The sequence below is a fragment of the Colwellia sp. E150_009 genome (genome assembly GCF_053543955.1).
Genome location: NZ_JBHFOM010000016.1, coordinates 33,910 through 54,888 on the forward strand (window position 1 = coordinate 33,910; position 20,979 = coordinate 54,888).

23 protein-coding genes are annotated in these 20,979 nt (G+C 35.9%); 16 read left to right on the top strand and 7 right to left on the bottom strand.

Features of this window, described 5'->3' with window-relative positions:
* Positions 1-88 precede the first annotated feature (88 nt).
* From ACE1OF_RS09185 to ACE1OF_RS09195, 3 genes are all read right to left on the bottom strand, one after another.
* Positions 89-565 (bottom strand): c-type cytochrome, encoded by a 477-nt coding sequence (locus tag ACE1OF_RS09185; protein WP_448894032.1) that lies wholly within the window; start codon positions 563-565, stop codon positions 89-91.
* A gap of 154 nt (positions 566-719) precedes the next feature.
* Entirely contained in the window at positions 720-1,247 is a 528-nt protein-coding gene (locus tag ACE1OF_RS09190) for a gamma carbonic anhydrase family protein (protein ID WP_448894033.1), read from the bottom strand.
* Positions 1,248-1,304: 57 nt separating this feature from the next.
* Positions 1,305-3,098 (bottom strand): ATP-binding protein, encoded by a 1,794-nt coding sequence (locus ACE1OF_RS09195; RefSeq protein ID WP_448894035.1) that lies wholly within the window; start codon positions 3,096-3,098, stop codon positions 1,305-1,307.
* 225 nt (positions 3,099-3,323) lie between these two features.
* Here ACE1OF_RS09195 and ACE1OF_RS09200 point away from each other — a divergent pair, with 225 nt between their 5' ends.
* The 7 genes from ACE1OF_RS09200 to ACE1OF_RS09230 all read left to right on the top strand — a co-directional run bounded on the left by ACE1OF_RS09200 (position 3,324) and on the right by ACE1OF_RS09230 (position 9,532).
* Positions 3,324-4,148 (top strand): metalloregulator ArsR/SmtB family transcription factor, encoded by an 825-nt coding sequence (locus tag ACE1OF_RS09200; protein WP_448894080.1) that lies wholly within the window; start codon positions 3,324-3,326, stop codon positions 4,146-4,148.
* A gap of 29 nt (positions 4,149-4,177) precedes the next feature.
* Positions 4,178-5,200: an ACR3 family arsenite efflux transporter gene (gene arsB, locus ACE1OF_RS09205; protein ID WP_448894037.1), complete on the top strand. Its 1,023-nt coding sequence runs from the start codon at positions 4,178-4,180 to the stop codon at positions 5,198-5,200.
* Positions 5,193-6,185 carry a permease gene (locus ACE1OF_RS09210; RefSeq protein ID WP_448894039.1) on the top strand — a complete coding sequence of 331 codons (993 nt, stop codon included), beginning with the start codon at positions 5,193-5,195 and terminating at the stop codon, positions 6,183-6,185. Before arsB ends, ACE1OF_RS09210 begins: the two co-directional genes overlap by 8 nt.
* 10 nt (positions 6,186-6,195) lie before the next feature.
* The gene (locus tag ACE1OF_RS09215) at positions 6,196-6,429 is read left to right on the top strand and encodes a thioredoxin family protein (protein ID WP_448894040.1); all 234 of its coding nucleotides are present in this window, start codon (positions 6,196-6,198) and stop codon (positions 6,427-6,429) included.
* Positions 6,430-6,509: 80 nt separating this feature from the next.
* A complete protein-coding gene (locus ACE1OF_RS09220) occupies positions 6,510-7,526 on the top strand; it encodes an ArsJ-associated glyceraldehyde-3-phosphate dehydrogenase (RefSeq protein WP_448894041.1) in 1,017 nt (338 codons plus the stop codon).
* Between the two features lie 32 nt (positions 7,527-7,558).
* Complete coding sequence (arsJ, locus tag ACE1OF_RS09225; RefSeq protein ID WP_448894042.1) at positions 7,559-8,797, top strand: organoarsenical effux MFS transporter ArsJ; 1,239 nt, start codon at positions 7,559-7,561, stop codon at positions 8,795-8,797.
* A gap of 150 nt (positions 8,798-8,947) precedes the next feature.
* A complete protein-coding gene (locus tag ACE1OF_RS09230; protein ID WP_448894043.1) occupies positions 8,948-9,532 on the top strand; it encodes a hypothetical protein in 585 nt (194 codons plus the stop codon).
* Positions 9,533-9,569: 37 nt separating this feature from the next.
* Here the strand turns inward: ACE1OF_RS09230 and ACE1OF_RS09235 are convergent, their stop codons facing one another.
* The 3 genes from ACE1OF_RS09235 to ACE1OF_RS09245 all read right to left on the bottom strand — a co-directional run bounded on the left by ACE1OF_RS09235 (position 9,570) and on the right by ACE1OF_RS09245 (position 13,531).
* Entirely contained in the window at positions 9,570-10,529 is a 960-nt protein-coding gene (locus ACE1OF_RS09235; protein ID WP_448894044.1) for a threonine dehydratase, read from the bottom strand.
* A gap of 135 nt (positions 10,530-10,664) precedes the next feature.
* Positions 10,665-11,621, bottom strand: coding sequence for a histone deacetylase family protein (locus ACE1OF_RS09240; protein ID WP_448894045.1), 957 nt, complete (start codon positions 11,619-11,621; stop codon positions 10,665-10,667).
* A 44-nt stretch (positions 11,622-11,665) separates the two neighbouring features.
* Positions 11,666-13,531 (bottom strand): GNAT family N-acetyltransferase, encoded by a 1,866-nt coding sequence (locus ACE1OF_RS09245; RefSeq protein ID WP_448894046.1) that lies wholly within the window; start codon positions 13,529-13,531, stop codon positions 11,666-11,668.
* Between the two features lie 312 nt (positions 13,532-13,843).
* On the opposite strand from ACE1OF_RS09245, the gene ACE1OF_RS09250 reads away from it, so the two are divergent.
* From ACE1OF_RS09250 to ACE1OF_RS09265, 4 genes are all read left to right on the top strand, one after another.
* Complete coding sequence (locus ACE1OF_RS09250) at positions 13,844-14,479, top strand: sulfotransferase (protein WP_448894047.1); 636 nt, start codon at positions 13,844-13,846, stop codon at positions 14,477-14,479.
* Positions 14,480-14,532: 53 nt separating this feature from the next.
* A complete protein-coding gene (locus tag ACE1OF_RS09255) occupies positions 14,533-15,105 on the top strand; it encodes a tRNA-(ms[2]io[6]A)-hydroxylase (RefSeq protein WP_448894048.1) in 573 nt (190 codons plus the stop codon).
* 23 nt (positions 15,106-15,128) lie between these two features.
* Positions 15,129-15,668, top strand: a complete 540-nt coding sequence (locus ACE1OF_RS09260) for a sugar O-acetyltransferase (RefSeq protein WP_448894081.1) — start codon at positions 15,129-15,131, stop codon at positions 15,666-15,668.
* A 159-nt stretch (positions 15,669-15,827) separates the two neighbouring features.
* Entirely contained in the window at positions 15,828-16,475 is a 648-nt protein-coding gene (locus ACE1OF_RS09265; RefSeq protein ID WP_448894049.1) for a DUF1707 and DUF2154 domain-containing protein, read from the top strand.
* Between the two features lie 42 nt (positions 16,476-16,517).
* Here the strand turns inward: ACE1OF_RS09265 and ACE1OF_RS09270 are convergent, their stop codons facing one another.
* Positions 16,518-17,753, bottom strand: a complete 1,236-nt coding sequence (locus ACE1OF_RS09270) for an alpha/beta hydrolase (RefSeq protein WP_448894050.1) — start codon at positions 17,751-17,753, stop codon at positions 16,518-16,520.
* Positions 17,754-17,880: 127 nt separating this feature from the next.
* On the opposite strand from ACE1OF_RS09270, the gene ACE1OF_RS09275 reads away from it, so the two are divergent.
* The 5 genes from ACE1OF_RS09275 to ACE1OF_RS09295 all read left to right on the top strand — a co-directional run bounded on the left by ACE1OF_RS09275 (position 17,881) and on the right by ACE1OF_RS09295 (position 20,976).
* A complete protein-coding gene (locus tag ACE1OF_RS09275; protein ID WP_448894051.1) occupies positions 17,881-18,270 on the top strand; it encodes an acyl-CoA thioesterase in 390 nt (129 codons plus the stop codon).
* Between the two features lie 170 nt (positions 18,271-18,440).
* Positions 18,441-18,785: a YajD family HNH nuclease gene (locus ACE1OF_RS09280; protein ID WP_448894052.1), complete on the top strand. Its 345-nt coding sequence runs from the start codon at positions 18,441-18,443 to the stop codon at positions 18,783-18,785.
* A gap of 587 nt (positions 18,786-19,372) precedes the next feature.
* The gene (locus ACE1OF_RS09285) at positions 19,373-19,753 is read left to right on the top strand and encodes a methyltransferase family protein (protein WP_448894053.1); all 381 of its coding nucleotides are present in this window, start codon (positions 19,373-19,375) and stop codon (positions 19,751-19,753) included.
* The gene (locus ACE1OF_RS09290) at positions 19,723-20,217 is read left to right on the top strand and encodes a methyltransferase (RefSeq protein WP_448894054.1); all 495 of its coding nucleotides are present in this window, start codon (positions 19,723-19,725) and stop codon (positions 20,215-20,217) included. Before ACE1OF_RS09285 ends, ACE1OF_RS09290 begins: the two co-directional genes overlap by 31 nt.
* Positions 20,218-20,247: 30 nt before the next feature.
* Entirely contained in the window at positions 20,248-20,976 is a 729-nt protein-coding gene (locus ACE1OF_RS09295; protein ID WP_448894055.1) for a winged helix-turn-helix domain-containing protein, read from the top strand.
* Positions 20,977-20,979 lie beyond the last annotated feature (3 nt).

Genomic DNA, 20,979 nt, shown 5'->3' on the forward strand with positions numbered 1-20,979 from the left:
GAAAAGTATGAAGGTCTATATCCAATCAATTTGAAAGTATAAAATTCAAGTTGACTGGATATAAATAGGTAGTGTCAGGGTCTATGCCTTATTTATCTTCTTTAAAATCATCATGGCAACCGCCACATGTTTTACCAACACCGCCAATAGCTGCTCTCATGGCTTTTTCATCACCAGAAGCCGCTATTTTTATCAATTTGTCTGAAGCTAGGGATAAATTTTTGATTCTTTTTTCAAATGCTTCACGTTCATTCCAAACTTTAGCTAATGCTTCGGTTTTAACTTTGTAAGCGCTTGTATCTGTTGCTGTATAATCGTCAATCATAAATGATAATTGATTAATGCGAGTTGCATTTTTTTCAATCACTTTAGCATCAAAGGGTATTTTACCTTTTGCCATGGCGCCCAAGGTACCCATATTTGCACCAAGCAGTTTAAAAACAGCTTGGCGTAATTCAGTTGCTTTTATCGCATGTTTTTCTGATGTTGCTGGGTTAGCTGCAGCGACATTAGTTGCTAAAATGAATGTACAAGCCATCATAATTTTTGTTGAATATAATTTCATTATTTTCCTTTTTTCCTTTAATCGTTAACGACTAAACTTTACCATTAAAATCTTTATGAGTTAACCACTAATACAAAGTGTGTTTAAAATTGTGTTATTTATCGTCATATAAACTAATTTGTATTCGCTGTGTTTTAGGACGTTGTTATTTGCTTTAATTACGAACGATTTCTTTTAATTCTTGTTTATAATAATTACCGTTATCAACGTAATGTATTGCCCCTTGTGCCAGCATAGTCTGTGCTTTTTCATCAAGTTGCTTAACGACTTTAGCGGGAGATCCCAAGACCAAACTCCCATCAGGAACATTCATGTTCTCAGTTACCAATGCATTGGCACCAATTAAGCAGTTTTTGCCAATTATTGCGCCATTAAGCACAACAGCATTGATCCCTATTAAGCTTCCTTTACCTATAGTGCAGCCATGTAGCATAGCTTTATGCCCAACAGTGACATTTTCAGCTATGGATATGGGAAAACCGTCATCAACGTGTAAAACGCTTCCATCTTGAATATTTGAGTTAGTTCCTATGCTAATTTTTGCCTTATCCGCTCTGATAACCACATTAAACCAGATACTTGCATTTTCACCTAATACCACATCACCAATGACACTGGCATTAGGTGCTACAAAACAGTTTTTTGGAATTATTGGGGAAAGTTTACCTAGCTGATAGATCATAAGTATGTACCTTTGCGTTATTTGTATTTATTGTGTTATTTATAAAGTTTCTTTAACCTAATGTTTTAATGGTAAAATTAATGAAAAAATACTACCTTTATTAATTTCACTGCTCACTGTAATGGTACCTTTGTGAGCTAATGCGATGTGTTTAACAATAGATAAACCTAAACCAGTACCGCCTAATTGCCTACTACGGGCTTTATCTACGCGATAAAAACGCTCGAATAATCGTGATAAATGTTCTTCAGGAATACCAGTACCTTGGTCAGCAACACTTATTTTTACGTTACTGTTTTGCTTCGTAACGGTTATTGTTATTTCACTGTCACCATTACTGTATTTAATCGCGTTGTTTAATAAATTAATAATTGCTTGTTCAATTAAAGCTGAATTATGCTTAAATATTATTTCTTCGCTATTGTGTAAAATTATTTTTATTTTCCGTTTTAATGCTTTCTCTTTACACAGAAAAATAGCGTTACTGATGGCTAAAGTAACTGATTCATCGACAAAATCAATTTCATCTATTTCTGTTTCTTTTTCTATTTTAGACAAGGTAAGTAAGTTTTCAATAATGCTTTCTAATCGAATCGAATGAGTATGAATAACATCAATAAAATAAGCTCTTTTTTCTTGTACTAGCTCAGGAAACTCTATCAATGTTTCAGACAAGCCTTGAATTGCCGTCAGTGGCGTTCTCAATTCATGGGATACATTGGCAACAAATTCTTTGCGTTGTAATTCAAATTCTTTTAGTTTGGTTATGTCATTAAAGACGATAAGAGTGCCACATTTATTTTTATGAATATCCAGTAAAGGTGCTGACTGAGCAAAGAGTACTTGCTCATAGTCGCCGCCATGGTGAATAACTATTTCTTGTCCCGCGGGAGAATCTTGTTGAAGCGCGAAAATAATCAGATTACGTAACTCATCATTTTTAATAATATTATTTAAACTTTTACCTTCGATATTTTTTGCAGAAATTTTTAAAATCTTATAAGCTGCTTGATTAATACGAAGCACTTGTTTGCTATTATCTACAGCAATAACACCTTCTACCATGCTAGAGAATACAGCCTCTTGTTCATTACGTTGGTTCAGAATAATTTCAATACGTTGATTCAGTTGAATGGCTATTTCGTTGAATGCTTGACCTAATTGCTCTGTTTCAAGAGAGTCATTTGAATGTAACTGAACACGACTAGAAAAGTCTCCTTTTGCTAGTCGTTGTGCTTGTACTTTTATCATTTCTAGCGGCCTAACTAAAGATTTTGACATCCACCAGCTAACAAAAATAGTGATAAAACTTAGTAAAGCAAAACCGATTGCCACTTTATAGTAGATATTCCAAAGGGCATTTTGCAAGGTATCTAAAGGTGTTGATGTTCTAATAAAACCGATAATTTTTCCTTGCGCAATTAGCGGCATGGCAAAATTCATTCCATCAGTAGATATTGTGTTGCTATATCTTATTGATAAACCTTTACCATTAAGTATTGCTTGTTTTATTTCAGGCCTATTTTTATGGTTATCCATTATTTGAGGATTATTCTTATTATCCCCAAGTACTTCACCTGACGGTAGCACTATCGTAAGCCTAGTGAGTGATTCGTTTCCTAAAATTAATGTTTTTTCTTGAATATCTTGGTAATTTTTAGATTGAATAAGGCGTGAGAATTCTGGCGCTAATAATTTTGCTCTTATTTCTAAATCAATAGCGCGCTCTTGATAATAAAACGATTTAAAAGACCAAAGAGCAATCATTACAATGGCGAGTAATGAAATAAATGAAATAATTAAAAAAGAGGGGTACAACTTCCAAAAAAGAGTTTTGCGTTTTATTGTCATTTTATAGTCGTTAGCGTAGCTGTTAGCAATGGATGTTGTTAGTGATTTCTTATTAAAAGAGTCACTTAACTATCAAGCCTGTGATAATACTATATTAATTGAATCAAAAATAGAAATGAGTTCGGTGAACAACATTTAGTTAGTATTTTTATTGTATATATGAAATTTTATATATATAATAAATTTTATATTTAGAGTTATTCAAGATGTATTGTTAAAATGGATATGAATAAACGTAGTGTACTTTTTATTTGTACTGGCAATTCAGCAAGATCGCAAATGGCTGAAGCTTTACTTAAACACAAAGCGGGCGATAGATTTGATGTTTTTAGTGTGGGTACTCATCCAGAAACCATTGACTTACGTGCTATAGAGGCATTAAAACAATTTGGTGTAGAGACAACCCATTTGGTTCCTAAAGGGGTTGATACTTTTGCAGGAAAAACTTTTGATTTTGTTATTACATTATGTGATAGAGCCAGCAATGAATGCAGAGATTTTCCTAATGCAAACAAGCAATTTTCGTGGGATTTTCCCGATCCTAAAACACGTTCAGGTTATATTCCCTTTACAACAACATTAAATGAGTTAAACACTCGCTTATCAATGTTTTTATTGATAGAAAGTGCGAGTGATGTAACCCCTTTAGATTCAAATGTAAATAAGAATGTTATAACGGAAAAGCAACAGCAACTTGTTCTCCTTGATCCTGTCGATTTTTATAAAAATTTTACTGATGAGATCAGAATAAAAGTGTTAATGCTGTCGCATTATCACGGAGAGCTTTGTGTTTGCGAGCTAATGGAAGCCTTAGCAGAAGATAGCCAACCTAAAGTATCACGTAATTTAGCCTTATTAAGAAAGTCTGACATTATTACTGCCAGAAAACATGGGCAATGGGTTTTTTATCGTATAAACCCTCAATTACCGCTTTGGGCAAAATCAATCATAGCAACAACAACTGAAAATAATACAGCCATGATCAGCGAACCACTTCAGCGGCTAGCTAAAATGAAGAATCGACCTAATAAAGACAGTTTTTGTAAATAAATTCATGTCAAAATATAAAGGAAATTTTAATGGGTATTTTTGAACGTTATCTCTCTGTTTGGGTTGGTATCAGTATTGTATTAGGCGTGGTACTTGGGTTGTGGCAACCTGATGCTTTTCAAGGTATTGCTAAGTTTGAAATTGCGCATGTTAATATTGCTGTTGCTGTATTTATTTGGGTAATGATATATCCCATGATGGTACAAATTGATTTTTCAGCAGTCAAAAATGTTGGTAAAAATCCTAGGGGTTTAGTGCTTACTATTGTAATTAATTGGTTGATTAAACCTTTTACAATGGCTGCTTTAGGTTGGTTATTTTTTAATATTCTATTCGCTGATTTAGTCGATTCCGCATCGGCACAAGAATATATTGCTGGCATGATTTTACTTGGTGTTGCCCCTTGTACCGCAATGGTGTTTGTATGGTCTCAATTAACAAAAGGTGATCCTAACTACACGTTAGTACAAGTGTCTGTTAATGATGTGATTATGATATTTGCCTTTGCTCCTATTTCCGCACTATTGTTAGGCGTAAGTGATATTCAAGTGCCTTGGGAAACGTTATTTATTTCCGTAGTGCTTTATGTACTGTTACCTTTGGTTGCAGGGGTGTTCACTCGAAAGATTTTGAATAATAGTGAGAAATCTTTAACCCATTTTTTATCAGCAATGAAACCTTGGTCAGTTATTGGTTTACTTGCTACAGTTGTTTTACTTTTTGGGTTTCAAGCTAATACTATTATAAATGAACCTGAAACCATTGGTTTAATTGCCATTCCTCTGATGATTCAAAATTACGGTATTTTCATTATTGCTTATATTGCAGCTAAATGGATGAAGCTTCCACATAATATTGCGGCTCCAGCCTGTTTAATTGGCACATCTAATTTTTTTGAATTAGCGGTTGCGGTAGCAATTTCATTGTTTGGCTTGCACTCAGGTGCTGCGTTGGCAACTGTTGTTGGTGTATTAGTTGAGGTGCCAGTGATGTTGTCTTTGGTTTATATTATCAATCGTACACAACATTGGTTTGGAGCAGCGCATGTTTGAGTGGTTTACTGATTTTTCTACTTGGTTGGTGGTTGATGTTTTTGGCTTATCAAAGGCCACAAAATTAGGGGATGCACTTCATTTTTTTATTGAAGATACCACCAAAATATTCTTTTTATTACTCATTATGATTTATGTGATTGCACTCTTGCGTGCATCAATGAATGTTGAACGTGTTCGTGATTATTTAGCAGGAAAAAATAAAGGTATTGGGTATTTACTGGGGGCTGGTTTTGGTGCCATTATGCCTTTTTGCTCGTGTTCGAGTATTCCTGTGTTTCTTGGCTTTACTTCAGCTGGTATTCCCGTTGGTATTACTATGTCGTTCCTCATTACATCGCCACTTATTAATGAGGTTGCGGTATTATTATTAGTGAGTTTATTAGGGTGGAAGTTCACCGTACTGTATTTAGTGGTCGGCATGTTAGTTGGTATTTTAGGTGGTTTCTTTCTTGATGCGATTAAAGCTGAGCGTTGGCTACAATCTTTTGCGGCTAAAGCGTTAGAAAAAGGGCAACAAGCGGCAATATCGACACAAAATTCACAGATTAGTCGTTTATCTTTTAAGGAACGGCATCGTTTTGCTAAAGAAGAAATGCTGGAAATCTTTGGTCGAGTATGGAAGTGGGTCATTATCGGCGTTGGTTTAGGTGCGGCGCTGCATGGTTTTGTACCAGAGGGCTGGATTAAAGAGCACTTAGGAAACGGTCAATGGTGGTCAGTACCTTCTGCAGTTTTATTGGGTATTCCATTGTACTCAAATGCTACGGGTGTAATTCCCGTTATGGAAAGCCTAATTAAACAAGGGCTACCTATTGGAACAACACTTGCTTTTTGTATGAGTACCGTGGCTGCCAGCTTCCCAGAGTTTATTTTACTAAAACAAGTTATGCAATGGCGTTTGTTGGCCATATTATTTTTGGTGCTGCTTGTTGCATTTACACTCATTGGGTGGGTTTTTAATTTATTAACCCCCTTTATTTAAGGAAATTATCATGAAAGAAATTAAAGTATTAGGTACTGGTTGCGCAAAATGTACAAAAACAGTTGAACTTATTGCGAAAATTGCTAAGGAATTGAATATTGACGTTAACGTGATTAAAGAAACTAACCCAGAAGTTATTATGGGATATGGAGTTATGAGTACGCCTGCGGTTATTATTGATGAGGTTAATGTTCATAGTGGTTCTATTCCACACCGAGAAGCGGTTGAATCTTGGTTAAAATAGTTATGGTCATAATTAGTACCACCTGAAACAAATAGAATACTCAAACCACGAAATATATCGACATAAATGTAGGAAAAATAATGACTATTAAAATTGGTATTAACGGCTTTGGCCGTATGGGACGTTTGTCAATGCGGGCAGCATTTGACTGGAATGATATTGAAATTGTTCATATTAATGATCCCGCTGGAAATGCTGAAACACTTGCACATTTAATGAACTTTGATTCAGTGCATGGACGTTGGCAGCATGAAGCTAAAGCGACAGCCGACGGTAGTGCAATGCTCATTAACGGTAGAACAATTCCTTGTACACAAAATAAAGCAACACAAGACAGTGATTGGTCAACTTGTGATGTGGTGATTGAAGCTTCGGGAAAATTAAAAACCAAAGCGTTATTACAAGCCTATTTAGATCAGGGTGTGAAGAGAGTCGTTGTTACTGCACCCGTGAAAGAAGAAGGAGTTTTGAACATTGTTATGGGTGTGAATGATGATTTATATGACAAAAATAGTCATCCCATTGTAACTGCTGCGTCATGTACTACTAACTGTTTAGCTCCGGTAGTAAAAGTGATTCATGAGAATATAGGTATTAAGCATGGTTCTATAACGACGATTCATGATATTACCAATACACAAACTATTATTGATGCGCCACATAAAGATTTACGTCGCGCACGCTCATGTGGTACTAGTTTAATTCCGACCACAACAGGATCAGCCACTGCTATTACACATATATTTCCTGAACTAAAAGGTAAATTAAATGGTCATGCGATACGTGTGCCGTTAACGAATGCGTCTATTACTGATTGTGTATTTGAAGTAGAAAAAGCGACCAGTGTTGAAGAAGTGAATCAATTACTTAAAGCTGCAGCTGATAATGAACTTAACGGTATTATGGGGTATGAAGAGCGTCCATTAGTATCGGTAGATTACAAAACTGACCCACGTTCAGCCATTGTTGATGCACCTTCAACCATGGTAGTGAATGATACGCAGGTGAAGCTATATATTTGGTACGATAATGAGTGGGGATATGCTAACAGAACGGCTGAACTTGCTCGTAAAGTGGGTTTAGCTGATTTGTGGTAAAAAGCATAATCATAGAATAAGGAATAGTATACATGGGGCTTTTATCGTTTAATGGGGTGCCATCATTAAAGTCGTTGTCTCTACAAGTTAAACAATATTTAGTGATTACAGGTAACTATTGGGCGTTTACCTTAACTGATGGTGCATTACGTATGTTAGTCGTATTGTATTTTCATCAGTTAGGTTACAGCCCATTAAATATTGCCATGTTATTTCTATTTTATGAAGTGTTCGGAGTAATCACCAACTTAGTTGGGGGGTGGCTTGGGGCACGATTAGGTTTAAATAAAACCATGAATATTGGTTTAGCGCTACAAATTGTGGCGTTAGCAATGTTGGCGGTGCCTGCTGATATGCTTACTGTTGCCTATGTTATGGTTGCACAAGCATTGTCTGGAATAGCTAAAGACCTAAATAAAATGAGTGCTAAAAGTGCAATAAAATTATTAGTACCTGATAATGCTCAAAGCAAACTTTATCAATGGGTTGCTATTTTAACTGGTTCCAAAAATACCCTAAAGGGAGTTGGCTTCTTTCTAGGTGGCGTACTATTAACATTATTCACGTTTAAAGGCGCGGTTATTTTAATGGCCATGTTACTAGTATGCGTGTGGATCTTTAGCTTAGTTTCTCTGAAAAAAGAGTTAGGAAAAGCAAAAAATAAACCTAAATTTAAAGAAATATTTTCAAAAAGCGCGGCAATTAATAGGCTCTCTGCTGCTCGCATGTTTTTATTTGGTGCTAGAGATGTGTGGTTTGTTGTTGCTTTACCTGTTTATCTTGCGGTTACGTTTAATTGGAATCATTGGTGGGTTAGTGGTTTCATGGCTTTGTGGGTTATTGGTTACGGTATGGTGCAATCTTTTGCACCTTATATTACGGGTAAAAAACAAGGCAAAGTACCTTCAGGAAAGTCAGCTTGCCTTTGGGCAGGTATATTAAGTGTTTTGCCAGTATTCATTGCCTTATCAATCTATTTTGATTTTCACATTCAGTTGTCAATTATTTTTGGCTTATTAGTGTTTGGGGTAATATTTGCTATAAATTCATCACTACACAGTTATCTTATTGTCAGTTATGCTAGTAAAGATGGTGTGTCATTGGATGTTGGTTTTTATTATATGGCGAACGCAATGGGCAGATTAATTGGTACTGTGCTGTCTGGTTGGATTTATCAACAATATGGGCTAACAGCATGTTTATGGATTTCTACACTCTTTATCGGTATTGCGGCAGTTATTTCCTTTAAATTGCCAAACGAAGTTAGCTAAAAACTAACCGATTCACAATATAATTGAGTAGTTATTCATTAGTTTTTTGCAATAGTATTCGGTTATGATTTTCTTGACCATGTGAAAATGTAGTTGCCTTATGCTATTTTGAGTATTTTATTGAACATTTGATTATAGTGGGGGGATTTCTTGAAGGCGATACTATCAACCATATTAGTTATTTTTATTGCAGGATTTATTGCAGTTAAATTCTTTTTTTCCAGCATTTTTGCATTATTTGGCTACACAGCATTACCTATTGATCAGTTAGCTAAATTAACACATTCTCAAAAAGTTATTCAAAAAATGCAAAAGCGGCATAAGAACAAAAGTGCTAATGTATCTAAACGTTTTATAAAGCGCTCAGGTAAGAAAGTAGCAATTACTGCTGCATCTGCTGCCACTATTGGTACCGTTGCGGTTATTGGCACCTTAACTTACTTAGAAGTTAGTCAGTATTGTGATGAACAGCGAGTATTAAGCGAAGACGCTAACATTTTGTTTGACACCAACACAGCGTTTGATATGAAAGCCTGCCTTGAACAAGGTAAACAAGATTCTGCACACTTTGCTAACGAAGCATGGCAAGGTGTGAAAAATAGTAGTAGTGAAGTATTGGATGACGTATTAAATAATATTGAGAAATCAAGTGATGAATTACTAGACCCAAGTCGAAAGGCAACCGCCGAATTATTTGAATCAATAGATAAATGGTATCAAAAAGTGTTTGAATAAAGCGTTAAAAATAACCTAAAGCACTATTCACAATGCGTTAAACAATGTTGTTAACATACTGAGTAAAACGTTGATAATCAATATTACCTCCCGTTAGAATAACGGCGGCTTTTTTTCCTTTCATTTGATCTTTTTCCTGATTAAGTGCAGCTAAAGTAATGGCTCCAGCGCCTTCAGCTAAGTTATGCGTTGCCTGATAATATTGCAGCATGGCTTTTGCAATATCATTGTCATTAACCTGCACTATATGATGACAACCTTTTTGTATTATATCGAACGCTTCTTGCATTGGTGAACGGGTTTTTACCCCGTCGGCAATAGTGTTTGCCTGTTCAGTATTAATTATTTTCCCAGCAGCTAATGACAAGGCAAAAGTAGGGGCGCCTTTTGCTACAACACCGACTATTTTAGTATTTAGGCCGAGTAAGTCTCTTACTTGAATGAGCCCAGCAATTCCTGAACCCATACCAATGGGAACATAAACAGTATCTAAATTTTTTACATGGTTAAATAGTTCTAATGCATAGGTGGCTACACCAAGCACCAATTTTTGCTCGAATGGAGCAACAGCACGATAACCTAATTCATGTTGCAGTATTAAGCTGTGCTGGCGAGCGGCTTCAAAATCATGACCATGAATAACGAGGTTTGCACCGTGAGATTGTATTGCACGATTTTGATCTTCATTGTTACCTTCGGGTACAACAATTGTCACGGGTAAATTTGCTCGTTTTCCTGCAAAAGCCAAGCTTTGGCCATGGTTACCTATGGTTGCAGATATTAGCCCTTTAGGTGGAGCGTTTGATTTCATCAACGCATCAACTAATACAATGCCACCACGTACTTTAAAGGCTGTGGTTGGGGTGTGATTTTCATGTTTAACCCAAACCTCGCAGCCACAAGTTTGGGTCAATTGCGGCCAATTGTACTGTGGTGTTGCAGAAAAAACACGATGAACGAGTTGGCTGGCTTGTGTTAATTCTTCTAATGAAAACATAATATTAATACCTTAATAAACAAAAACAGTCGCAAAACATTTACTGATAAACGTTTACTGAACATTATTGAACAATATAACATAACGTATTGTTAACTATGGTTATACTATATTGTTTCAGTTAGTTTTTAATGCTTAATTGCCAATTAGGCCATTGATGTGTGCTACAACACTGCGGCCTAATGCGCCTAAATTGTAACCACCTTCAAGTACAGATACTATTCGCCCTTCTGCATGTTCTAACGAAATTGTGCGTAGCTCATCAGTAACCCAACGATAATCGCCTTCAGTTAAGCTAACATGTGACATGTCATCTTCAATATGTGCATCAAATCCCGCTGAGATAAAGATCATCTGAGGTTTGAACTTACGTAAAGCTGGAAACCAATGCTCAGAAATTTCTTTACGAAAATCTTCACCTTTTGTTGTGGCGGCAAGTGGTGTGTTTATGACTGGTGGTGTATTACTTTCTCGAATATCAAAAGGATAAAAAGGATATTGGTAACTAGAACAAAATAAATAAGCACCATCGCTGGTATTATCAACAGTTGGAAAATAATTTCTTACAATGTCTTCAGTGCCATTACCGTGATGGACATCAAAATCAACAATGGCAACACGGTCAAGTTTATATTTTTTTCTTGCGTATGCTGCGGCAATAGCGACATTATTAAAAAAACAAAACCCCATGCCTTTGTCATGTTCAGCATGATGCCCAGGAGGACGTGTTGCGCAGAAAGCACGCGATATAGTTTTGTCCATCACTAAGTCAACCGCATCAACGGCTGCACCAGCTGATAACAAAATAGACGTTAATGTTTTTGAATTCATGACGGAATCTTCGCCAACAGTAAAGTATTCGTCATCAGCTTGTGGTGCATTGTCAAAAACAAAGTTTATATGTTCTTGCGTATGAGCTAATGAAAGTAAAGACTTATCTATAGGCTTAGAGTCAAATTGTCGAATAACATAATCTAAACCACTTCGGATAAGTTGATCTGATATTGCCGTTAAACGTTTGCCATTTTCAGGATGGTGCTCACCCATATCATGTTCGCCACACCGATAGTGGCCAATAATTCCAACAGTCATATATTTCTCTTTTATAGTGTATCGTCGCTCATTCTGCTTTGTAATTAGATTTCGTTACTACGCTCATTACTCTCGTTTAATGAAAGCTTTAAACTGACCTCATCAAAATCTTCACTTGGCTGACGAACAAACCCAGCTCTTTCAAAGACTTTTAGCATCGAGGCATTGTCTCTACGTACACAAGCAACTAGGCTGTCGAGCTTTCTTATTTTAGCAATTGCGATCATTTCACCTAATAGTGTACTTGCCATACCACGACCACGTAAACTTTCTTTTATTACAAAAGCCACTTCGCCAGAGTTAATACTTTCAATATAGTAATATCGGGCAACGGCTTGAATTGCTTCACCTAAATAATCTTTACGGGTAAAGCATAGTGCTAAATCGACGTGTTGATTAACGCTAACTAAGTTGCATGATTTTTCACGGGTCATTTGTGTTATATGGTGATTATATCGCATAATTAATGTTTCTTTATTATGCGAGTAAAAAAACTCTTGTAGCTTACGTTCATCGGCGGGCGATAATGGACGTAAGGTATAGTCAATATTAGCAAACGTGAATTTTTTCAGCTCTACATCACCTAATTCGGGTACTGAACTGGGTGAACTTTCTTGATACTCGGGCACCCAATAATGTTTACGTACATCAGCAAGTAATTGATCCCTAAATTTAGGGTGAGCAATGCGTATAAGTTCTAAAGCACGTTCCCTAATACTTTTGCCTTGTAATGATGCTATACCAAATTCAGTTACTACATAAGATACATGACCTCGTGACGTTACCACGCCGCCCCCTTCAGTAATATGAGCGACAATACGAGATATTTTTCCATCTCTGGTGGTTGAAGGCAGTGCTATAATGGGTTTTCCACCTTTACTAAGCGAAGAGCCGCGAACAAAATCTACTTGCCCGCCAATACCACTATAAAATTGGTATCCAATAGAGTCAGAAACAACCTGGCCTGTTAAATCGACCTCAATAGCACTATTAATGGAAACCATATTGTCATTTCGCGCAATATTAACAGGTGAGTTAACATGTTCAGAGGGGTAGAACTCAATATGAGGGTTACCATCAACAAAGTCATATACTTTCTGGCTACCCACACAATAGGTAACGACTGCTTTACCTTTATGAAAGGTTTTTTTGCGGTTGTTAATAGCACCTTTTAACATTAAATCAATAATCCCATCTGAGATCATTTCACTGTGAATACCTAAATCTTTATGGTTCGCTAAATAACGTAAAACTGCTTCTGGAATTTTTCCTATACCAATTTGTAATGTTGCACCATTCTCAATTAACATCGCCGCATATTGGCCAATTTGCTCTGTACGACGGTCGAACTCTGGTGGAATAATTTGGGGTAGATCTTGTGCAACATTGATCCAAGCATGAATTTGGTTTAAATGCACAAAACTATGGCCATTAGTACGTGGCATTTTAGGATTAATTTGAGCAATAACATATTTTGCTGCTTTTACTGCTGACGAAACAATATCTACACTGACGCCTAAAGAACAATATCCGTATTCATCTGGAGGACTAACCATAATTAGCGCTGCATCAAGGGGTAAACTATTTTCATTAAATAAACGAGGAATATCTGAAATAAAGCATGGGGTATAATCGCCACGCCCTTCGGCAATGGCTTCTCTAATGTTCTTTCCACCAATGAATAAACTATTCACTTTGAACAGGTCTTTATGCTCAGCTTTTGCCCACACATTTTCTGATAAGGTTAAAATGTGTACGGTTTCAATGTCGTGTAATTGCTTTGAGTTGGCAATTAAATCATCAATTAAGGCGTTGGGTACCGCCGCTCCTGAGCCAATAAAGATACGATTGCCTGACTTTAGAAAATCTTCCCAATTGATGCTATTATGTTCTTCATAGTTTGTTAACATGAAAATTCCTATTTGAGTACCAATTGTCATAATATATAGTGCAATATTGTTGAACTAGTTATACAAAGACAATCTTATTAAAACACGTAAAATAACGGTAAGCTATTAGCTATAAGTATGATTGAGTACGATAGATTTTTATTGATCATCATCAACACAAAGTTTGTTAACATTACTTTTTAACAATGTGCTCAGGTTATTATAGTCGTTTGATTTAATTCTCGCAGAGTGTGCAAGCAAACAATTCATTTGTTATTCATTTTATATCAAGGTTTTTTATCAGACTTCGATTTTCATTTCTAGGAAGAATTCGTGCCAACCAACAAAATATTTATCATTGGTTTACCAAGAACTGCCACCACAAGTGTTTGTTTAGCAATGTTAAGCTTAGGGTTTAAAACAGCCCATAATGCCTATACAAAAAATGCTTTTACTGAAGCAGAAGTAATTGCTGATACGCCAGTTTTTTGTGATTATCAGTCTCTTGACCAACATTTCCCTAACAGTAAATTTATTTATTTGTCGCGTGCTAAAGAAGGGTGGTTGCCTTCAATTAAACAGTTGTTATATCGCATGATAACTAATTTACAACGCAGTGATGGTGGCTTTAACCCTCATTTGAAACGTTGTTATAATGAAATATTTTCACCACTAACACCTGAAAATATTGCTCAAGATAATTTCCTTTTTCAATGTTATCAGCGTCATCAACAAAGCGTTTATGCCTATTTTAAAGATAGATCGAATGACTTTTTAGCCATAGATGTCAGTGATGCTTCAAGCTACCAACAATTATTAAGTTTTTTAGGTATTTCAACCTTGGCAGGTAATGAAGGTGGTTTTGAAAAAATTAACATTGGTGGCAAAGTGAAAGCTTGGCAAGATATCAACAATGTTTTGAAAATTGAATCAACGAACAAAGGGCGTATTGATAAGGTTCTTTATTAATGTTCGCCTGACCTGTAAAATCTTTTTTATTTAACCAACACCCAAAGACTTTTATGTTTGAATTAAAATTTAACACCACGCAAGCATGGACCGATGCTGTAATGGCTGATTTTCCCCGTTTTTTGCAAGACCATGCCGCAGCAGAGAAAAAAGCGTCGGGCATGGCGATGGCAATGCTGTCTCACTATCCGGATAAAGCTAAATTAGTACGGACAATGACGGATTTAGCCATAGAAGAGCTTATTCATTTTAAACAAGTATTAAAGTTACTTGTCGCGCGTGATATTACCTTAGGACAAGACAAGAAAGATCCATACATTAACCAAATCAGACAACTTTTTCGAAACGGCACTAGTTATTTTTTAATGGATAGGTTGTTAGTCGCAGCAGTAATTGAAGCCCGAGGTTATGAAAAATTTTGGTTAGTGTCACAAGCACTGCCAGAAGGCAAAGATAAAGATCTCTATGTTGCCATTGCTAAGTCTGAAGAAAAACACAAAAACTTGTTTGTTGAGTTAGCCTATGAATATTTTGACAAAGCAGAAGTGGATCAGCGCTTAGAAGAAATTTTAATCGCAGAAGCGGCAATATGCGAGAGCTTACCTATTCAAGCAGTGCTTCATTAATACAATTAAGTTTATCATTTACTATGAAAACACGTTTTGACAGCATTACACCAACGTTAGTCAGCCAACGAAAGTCGGTGCATGAACTGTGTCGACAATTTACACGTAGTCCTAGTAAGGGGAATTTAAAACGTTTAAAAGCTTTGTTTTACTCTTGTGGAGAAGATGTTTTTATCGAATATGGTTTTCATATGGATTACGGAGACAGTATAAGTATTGGCGATAGAAGTTTCATCAATGCCAATTGCACCATAGTTGATGGAGCTAAAGCAGCACAAAGTGAAATTCATATTGGCAGTGACTGTTTGATTGGCCCTAATGTGCAATTACTTGCAGTGTCGCACGATATGAAACCTCACGATCGCTTGATGAAACATAACTATGTTGAAAATATTATTATTGGTGATAATGTCTGGTTAGGCGGCTCTGTTATTGTGCTTGCAGGTGTTACTATTGGAAACAATAGTGTAGTGGGCGCGGGTAGCGTTGTTACTAAATCTATAGCTGAAAATAGTTTTTATGCTGGTAATCCGGCAATTAAAATTCGTGATTTATCAGTTTAAAAATAAACTAACTATTAGTGTATTTTACTAACTTCTCGTTTAATTTATGCTAAAAAATGTTGTATGTTTTTTATCTGTTTGTATTTTAAGGATTAATTGTTGGCTTAGCATTTGCTTGCTTAATAGCTTATAAAATATAAGTATAAACAAGGAAATAAAATGTCAGTTATTTTAGAAGATAGACCAATTGAAAGTGTCCGCAGTGAAATTATTGATCAACTGGTGATGAATTACAGTCATGGTGAGTTATCTTACGAAGCATTTGAGCGCCGTTTAGATCAAGCGATGGAATTGCAATGTCATCAATCATTAGTTGAGCTAGCAAAAGATTTACCATTAACGGTAGATAAAGCGTTTGTAGAAAGCAAAAAACAAGATTTAGCACCTAACATTGTTTCAGGGGATACTGAAGATGTTGAATATATGATCAATGTTTTTAGTGGTAATACCCGCAGTGGTGCTTGGACAGTGCCAAAAGAAATTCGCTCTTTTAGCTTATTTAGTGGTTGTGATATCGATTTAACAGACGCAAAATTTACCCAAACTGAACTGCGCATTAAAGTGTTTTCCCTCTTTAGTGGCAGCAATATTTACATTCCTGAAAACGTTAATGTTGTCTCAAAAGCATTTTGTATTTTTGGCGGCATTGATTACCAAACCGCGACTCAAGTTAATCCTCATATTGTAACCCCAACTATTACAGTTGAAGGGCTTTGTATTTTTAGTGGTATTGATATAAAAGTAAAACGTACGATTAAAGAAAGGTTTGTAGAGATGGCAGATAGTTTGAAAAAATTGTTTTCGTAACTACCTGCTTTGTTACCTTTACAGTTACCACTTTATGCCTTTTTATTGTAACTCCCAAACTAGCCAAGTAGGGAGTTGATGCGTTTTAGCTAAGCCCAGAGCTTTTTCTTGATGCATTTGTGCTTTGGCTTTATTCTCTATACCTGCATAGCTTAAGCTCATTTGTCGATGCCATAAAGGATTTTCAGCTGACGTTTTTTCAATGGTTAACAGCAATTTTTGTGCACGTTCCGGTTGTTTTTTAATATTAAAACCTTTTGCTAATTGTATGGTCACTTCGGTGTGTGATTCTGGAAAGCGTCTTGATATTTCTTTAAGAAAATCGTCGATATCAGCAGATTGTTTTGACCAAAACATATACTTAGCAAGTTGATACGCCTGTAGCCATTCAATTTGAAAACCAGCCCACGAAGCTTTCTTTTTCTCAAACTCATCTAATACCTGATGATAATTTTCAAATTTCATCATCTCTTGGGGATCAAAATAAAAGTTTGGTGCTAAAAAGGTAAGGGCGTCATACAGAGCAGGCATGGCAGTGCTAAAATGGGTTTCTTCAGGGTAAGTTTTAAATTGCCAATTCCAATCTTTCTTTGCGTTGGTTTTTTCTTTTAGTGCATCAACGAGTGTTCTCACACCCATTCCTTCCTCATTAGCAACGGAAAGAAACAATGTCGGTGGTGTATTTTTCAATGTTGAAATGTACGTAGGTAATTTTTTTGCTAATGACTCATTATCAAACCAAGCACTTGGACTCATGGCGAGAAAAGCATTAAAGGTGGTATTTTCTTGCATCATGGCATAGGTCGTAAATAGCCCACCTAATGAGTAACCCGCCAATGCTTGCTGAGCAGTGGTGCGATAATTTTTCTTTATCAAAGGTACTAATTCTTGCTCTAAATATCGATTAAACAAAGAAGCACCACCGTATTCAGGGTTGTTTTCAAAGGCCCAAGTAGTGTGGTAAATATAGTCTTGTTGCCCTTGGTTAGCCACGCCAATAACTATCATTGGCGGAATTTTCCCCATTCTACTTAAATTAGTGACTAATGCTGAAGTATGTTGAAATTGAAAATCACCATCGATCACATAAAGGGTCGGGTAATGACGATTATTGCTGTAATAACGCTCAGGTAAGGACACCATATAGCGCCTGTTTTGATCCAATACTTTTGACTGATGTTCAAACATATAGCCGCTATTTATAGGTGTTTTTTGGGTTTCAGCGAATGAGATTTTACTGAGTAAAATCAAAGTTATTATAATTATTTTTTTTAACATAAAAGTTCCATTTGAAGTGTTTATTAATGTAATACCCGTTTTAATTTAACAAGTTAGCTAGAGCAAAAATGCATAAGTCGCTATAATTAAATCCTAACATTTTTATTCTTTGTAAATAAGGTTTTATATGCGCTTTCTTTCTCGTCGATTAGTTATGCCAAATGATTTAAATTATGCCAATTCATTATTTGGTGGCCGTGCACTTGAATGGATAGATGAAGAAGCTGCCATTTTTGCCATTTGCCAGTTAGAAACCAATTGTTTAGTGACCAAACATATTGGCGAAATCAGCTTTGAGTCAGCAGCAATGCAAGGGGATGTGGTTGAATTTGGTTTGGAAACCAAAAAAGTAGGTACCAGCTCAATTACCATCACCTGTTTAGTGCGTAATAAGATAACTAAAAAAACCATTTGTTTGGCAGATGATATCGTTTTTGTGAAAGTTGATCCTGAGACACGTAAACCTATTTCTCATGGGAAAACCTATGAGGGATTAATGAATCAAAATAATAGTTAAACAGATAGTTAAACAGATAGTTAAACAGATAGTTAAACAGATAGTTAAACAGATAGTTAAACAGATAGTTAAATTATCAAATAGGCTAGCGACAAACTCATAGATGTATTGCTAAGCACTTAACTTGGCAATACAATGTATACATCATTTGTTATTCATTAATTGTTATTATGTCTTCAGATCGTTTCGGTACCAGTGCCAACTACAAGCAACAAGAGCAGGGCTACCGTGACCGTGCTTTAAAATTATTTCCTTGGGTATGTGGTCGTTGTGCCCGTGAGTTTGTTTATTCTAATATTAAAGAATTGACGGTACATCATATGGATCATGATCATACCAATAACCCAAACGATGGCAGTAACTGGGAGCTATTGTGCATATATTGTCATGATAATGAACATGCCAAATACACAGAACATGCAAATTATAAAACAGAGATAAAAGCAGGGGATACCAACCAAGACACAGCAACCTATAACCCTTTTGCTGATTTAAAGTCTATGTTGAAAAAGTAATTCATAAACTTAGGTGGTTCTTCGAAAATTTCAAGACTATGTGAGCAGGGGGGATAGGCCCTGTAAACAGGAAAGTGAATTGATTTGTGATTTTTTATATCAATCCTTATGAACGAGAATATTAATGGCCAATATTCGAATTGAACTAGATATTAATATAACCTGTTTGTTTCTCCAAATACTAACTTTAGTAGATGTAAGGTATTTTAGTTCAAGCCTGACAGTCGCAAAAGCTACCATAGCAGTCGTAATAAGGGGCAAGTCAGAGAGGTATTTATCTCACTTGTGCCACTTGCAGTCAGATGTAGGAAAATGCTACTTTCTCGACCAAATTGGTATGTTTCCAGTCAATCCTCCCGCCTTAATGGGGAACAGTCTTATTTAAAACGCTGTAAAAAACCGTACTAACTAATTGGCTCTTTAGGCATACTAAATAATTAGAGCATTTCATTAATTAAAACTCTTTCCTATTAGTTAGTTGAATCTCACTGGTAAGCCATTGGTAAATTAAATTTTGAATAAGGATATATATGAACTTGGTCAGAAATAAAGTTGCAGTCTTCATCTATAAAGTGATGATTAAAACTATGCATAAGCTCCAGCAGTGGCCGAGAAATATAACTCCAGCCCCATTTCAGTTAATACAAACTGGATCTTCATTTTGGCAATCAAGAGCGTTATATGTCGCTACTAAATTGGAAGTTGCTGACGTTCTTGGTGATGATACTGTAAGTATTACTACGATAGCTAATAAGTTAGACCTTCATGAGTCCCATTTATATAGATTAATGCGAATGTTGGCGTCTATTGGTGTTTTTAAAGAGACCAGTCCAAATCAATTCAAGAACTCTAAATTATCTCAGTACTTACGTAAGAACCATCAACACAGTGTACAAGCAATGATATTGATGCATAATTCTCCAGAAATGACTATGCCTTGGCTATCCTCAAGGCTAATTCGGAACTAAATGCAGTTGTTTTTGACAGACCTCAAATAATAGAGACAGCAAGAGATTTTTGGAGTAGCAAACAAGATAAAGATGTCTTAAATAGAATGAAGTTTATTGGCGGTGACATACTTGATAGCCTTCCATGTGCTACCTCTGATGAAGATGTTTATTTTTTTATGGCAGTGTTTCATACTTTTAGTGATGAAGACTGTAAGAGAATATTTTTTAACCTTCAACAAGCTATAGGAAGTTACTCTCCCCATATTATCGTTGCTGATGCAGTTGCAGAAGAGAGCAATATAAATGAAATAACAGCTTCTATGGATATGCAAATGCTGATCGGTTCAGAGGGACGAGAGAGAACGTTAGGTGAGTGGAGTAATATAATATCTGATACTGGCTTTAATATTATACAAGTTATAGATATGCGTGCACTAGGTAAGTATATCGTTATACAACAGCAACAATACACAAATACTTAAAATATACTTACAAATAAGGTTAAAGGATTGATGAATAAAAAAGATATTTTACTCGTTGAAGATGATCTATTATTAGCAGATCTTATTAAAGATTTTTTAACGAAATACGAATTTAATGTTTCAATTGTTTCCGATGGATATGAAGCGGTCACACAAATCATTGAGAAACAGCCATGTCTTGTTGTCTTGGATCTGATGCTTCCTGGGCAAAGTGGCATGGAAGTGTGCCGTCAAGTTAGGTCTCAATATGATGGCATTATATTAATGCAAACAGCATTAGATGATGATATTGATCAAATGATGGGACTAGAGCTTGGCGCTGATGATTACGTTATAAAGCAGGTGCAACCTAGGTTGCTATTATCAAGAATAAGGGCCTTGTTACGGCGTATTGAACATAAGCCGAAAAATATAAACGAAACAGTAATAAATATTGATGAACAGGCCAAACTTATTACCTTGGATAACTTATCTATTAATATTGGATTAAGAAAAGTCACATTAGCAAACGAAGAAGTTTTATTAACAACGGCTGAATTCGAATTGCTATATTTATTAGCAAGAACACCAGGCGAACCTGTATCAAGAGATATGATGGCAAAACAGCTGAAGGGCTATGAATATGACGGACTAGATCGTTCTTTAGATAAAAGAATTTCTCGCCTGCGTAAAAAATTGATGGATGATATGGAAAACCCACAAATAATAAAAACGATACGCGGCAAAGGCTATCAATTGTGTAAGCAAAATAGGGAATAATAC

Bases quoted from the DNA above. Each gene is read 5' to 3' on its own strand.
- ACE1OF_RS09185 (WP_448894032.1), bottom strand. From the start codon at position 565: ATGAAATTATATTCAACAAAAATTATGATGGCTTGTACATTCATTTTA.
- ACE1OF_RS09190 (WP_448894033.1), bottom strand. From the start codon at position 1,247: ATGATCTATCAGCTAGGTAAACTTTCCCCAATAATTCCAAAAAACTGT.
- ACE1OF_RS09195 (WP_448894035.1), bottom strand. From the start codon at position 3,098: ATGACAATAAAACGCAAAACTCTTTTTTGGAAGTTGTACCCCTCTTTT.
- ACE1OF_RS09200 (WP_448894080.1), top strand. From the start codon at position 3,324: ATGAATAAACGTAGTGTACTTTTTATTTGTACTGGCAATTCAGCAAGA.
- arsB (WP_448894037.1), top strand. From the start codon at position 4,178: ATGGGTATTTTTGAACGTTATCTCTCTGTTTGGGTTGGTATCAGTATT.
- ACE1OF_RS09210 (WP_448894039.1), top strand. From the start codon at position 5,193: ATGTTTGAGTGGTTTACTGATTTTTCTACTTGGTTGGTGGTTGATGTT.
- ACE1OF_RS09215 (WP_448894040.1), top strand. From the start codon at position 6,196: ATGAAAGAAATTAAAGTATTAGGTACTGGTTGCGCAAAATGTACAAAA.
- ACE1OF_RS09220 (WP_448894041.1), top strand. From the start codon at position 6,510: ATGACTATTAAAATTGGTATTAACGGCTTTGGCCGTATGGGACGTTTG.
- arsJ (WP_448894042.1), top strand. From the start codon at position 7,559: ATGGGGCTTTTATCGTTTAATGGGGTGCCATCATTAAAGTCGTTGTCT.
- ACE1OF_RS09235 (WP_448894044.1), bottom strand. From the start codon at position 10,529: ATGTTTTCATTAGAAGAATTAACACAAGCCAGCCAACTCGTTCATCGT.
- ACE1OF_RS09240 (WP_448894045.1), bottom strand. From the start codon at position 11,621: ATGACTGTTGGAATTATTGGCCACTATCGGTGTGGCGAACATGATATG.
- ACE1OF_RS09245 (WP_448894046.1), bottom strand. From the start codon at position 13,531: ATGTTAACAAACTATGAAGAACATAATAGCATCAATTGGGAAGATTTT.
- ACE1OF_RS09255 (WP_448894048.1), top strand. From the start codon at position 14,533: ATGTTTGAATTAAAATTTAACACCACGCAAGCATGGACCGATGCTGTA.
- ACE1OF_RS09260 (WP_448894081.1), top strand. From the start codon at position 15,129: ATGAAAACACGTTTTGACAGCATTACACCAACGTTAGTCAGCCAACGA.
- ACE1OF_RS09265 (WP_448894049.1), top strand. From the start codon at position 15,828: ATGTCAGTTATTTTAGAAGATAGACCAATTGAAAGTGTCCGCAGTGAA.
- ACE1OF_RS09270 (WP_448894050.1), bottom strand. From the start codon at position 17,753: ATGTTAAAAAAAATAATTATAATAACTTTGATTTTACTCAGTAAAATC.
- ACE1OF_RS09275 (WP_448894051.1), top strand. From the start codon at position 17,881: ATGCGCTTTCTTTCTCGTCGATTAGTTATGCCAAATGATTTAAATTAT.
- ACE1OF_RS09280 (WP_448894052.1), top strand. From the start codon at position 18,441: ATGTCTTCAGATCGTTTCGGTACCAGTGCCAACTACAAGCAACAAGAG.
- ACE1OF_RS09285 (WP_448894053.1), top strand. From the start codon at position 19,373: ATGCATAAGCTCCAGCAGTGGCCGAGAAATATAACTCCAGCCCCATTT.
- ACE1OF_RS09295 (WP_448894055.1), top strand. From the start codon at position 20,248: ATGAATAAAAAAGATATTTTACTCGTTGAAGATGATCTATTATTAGCA.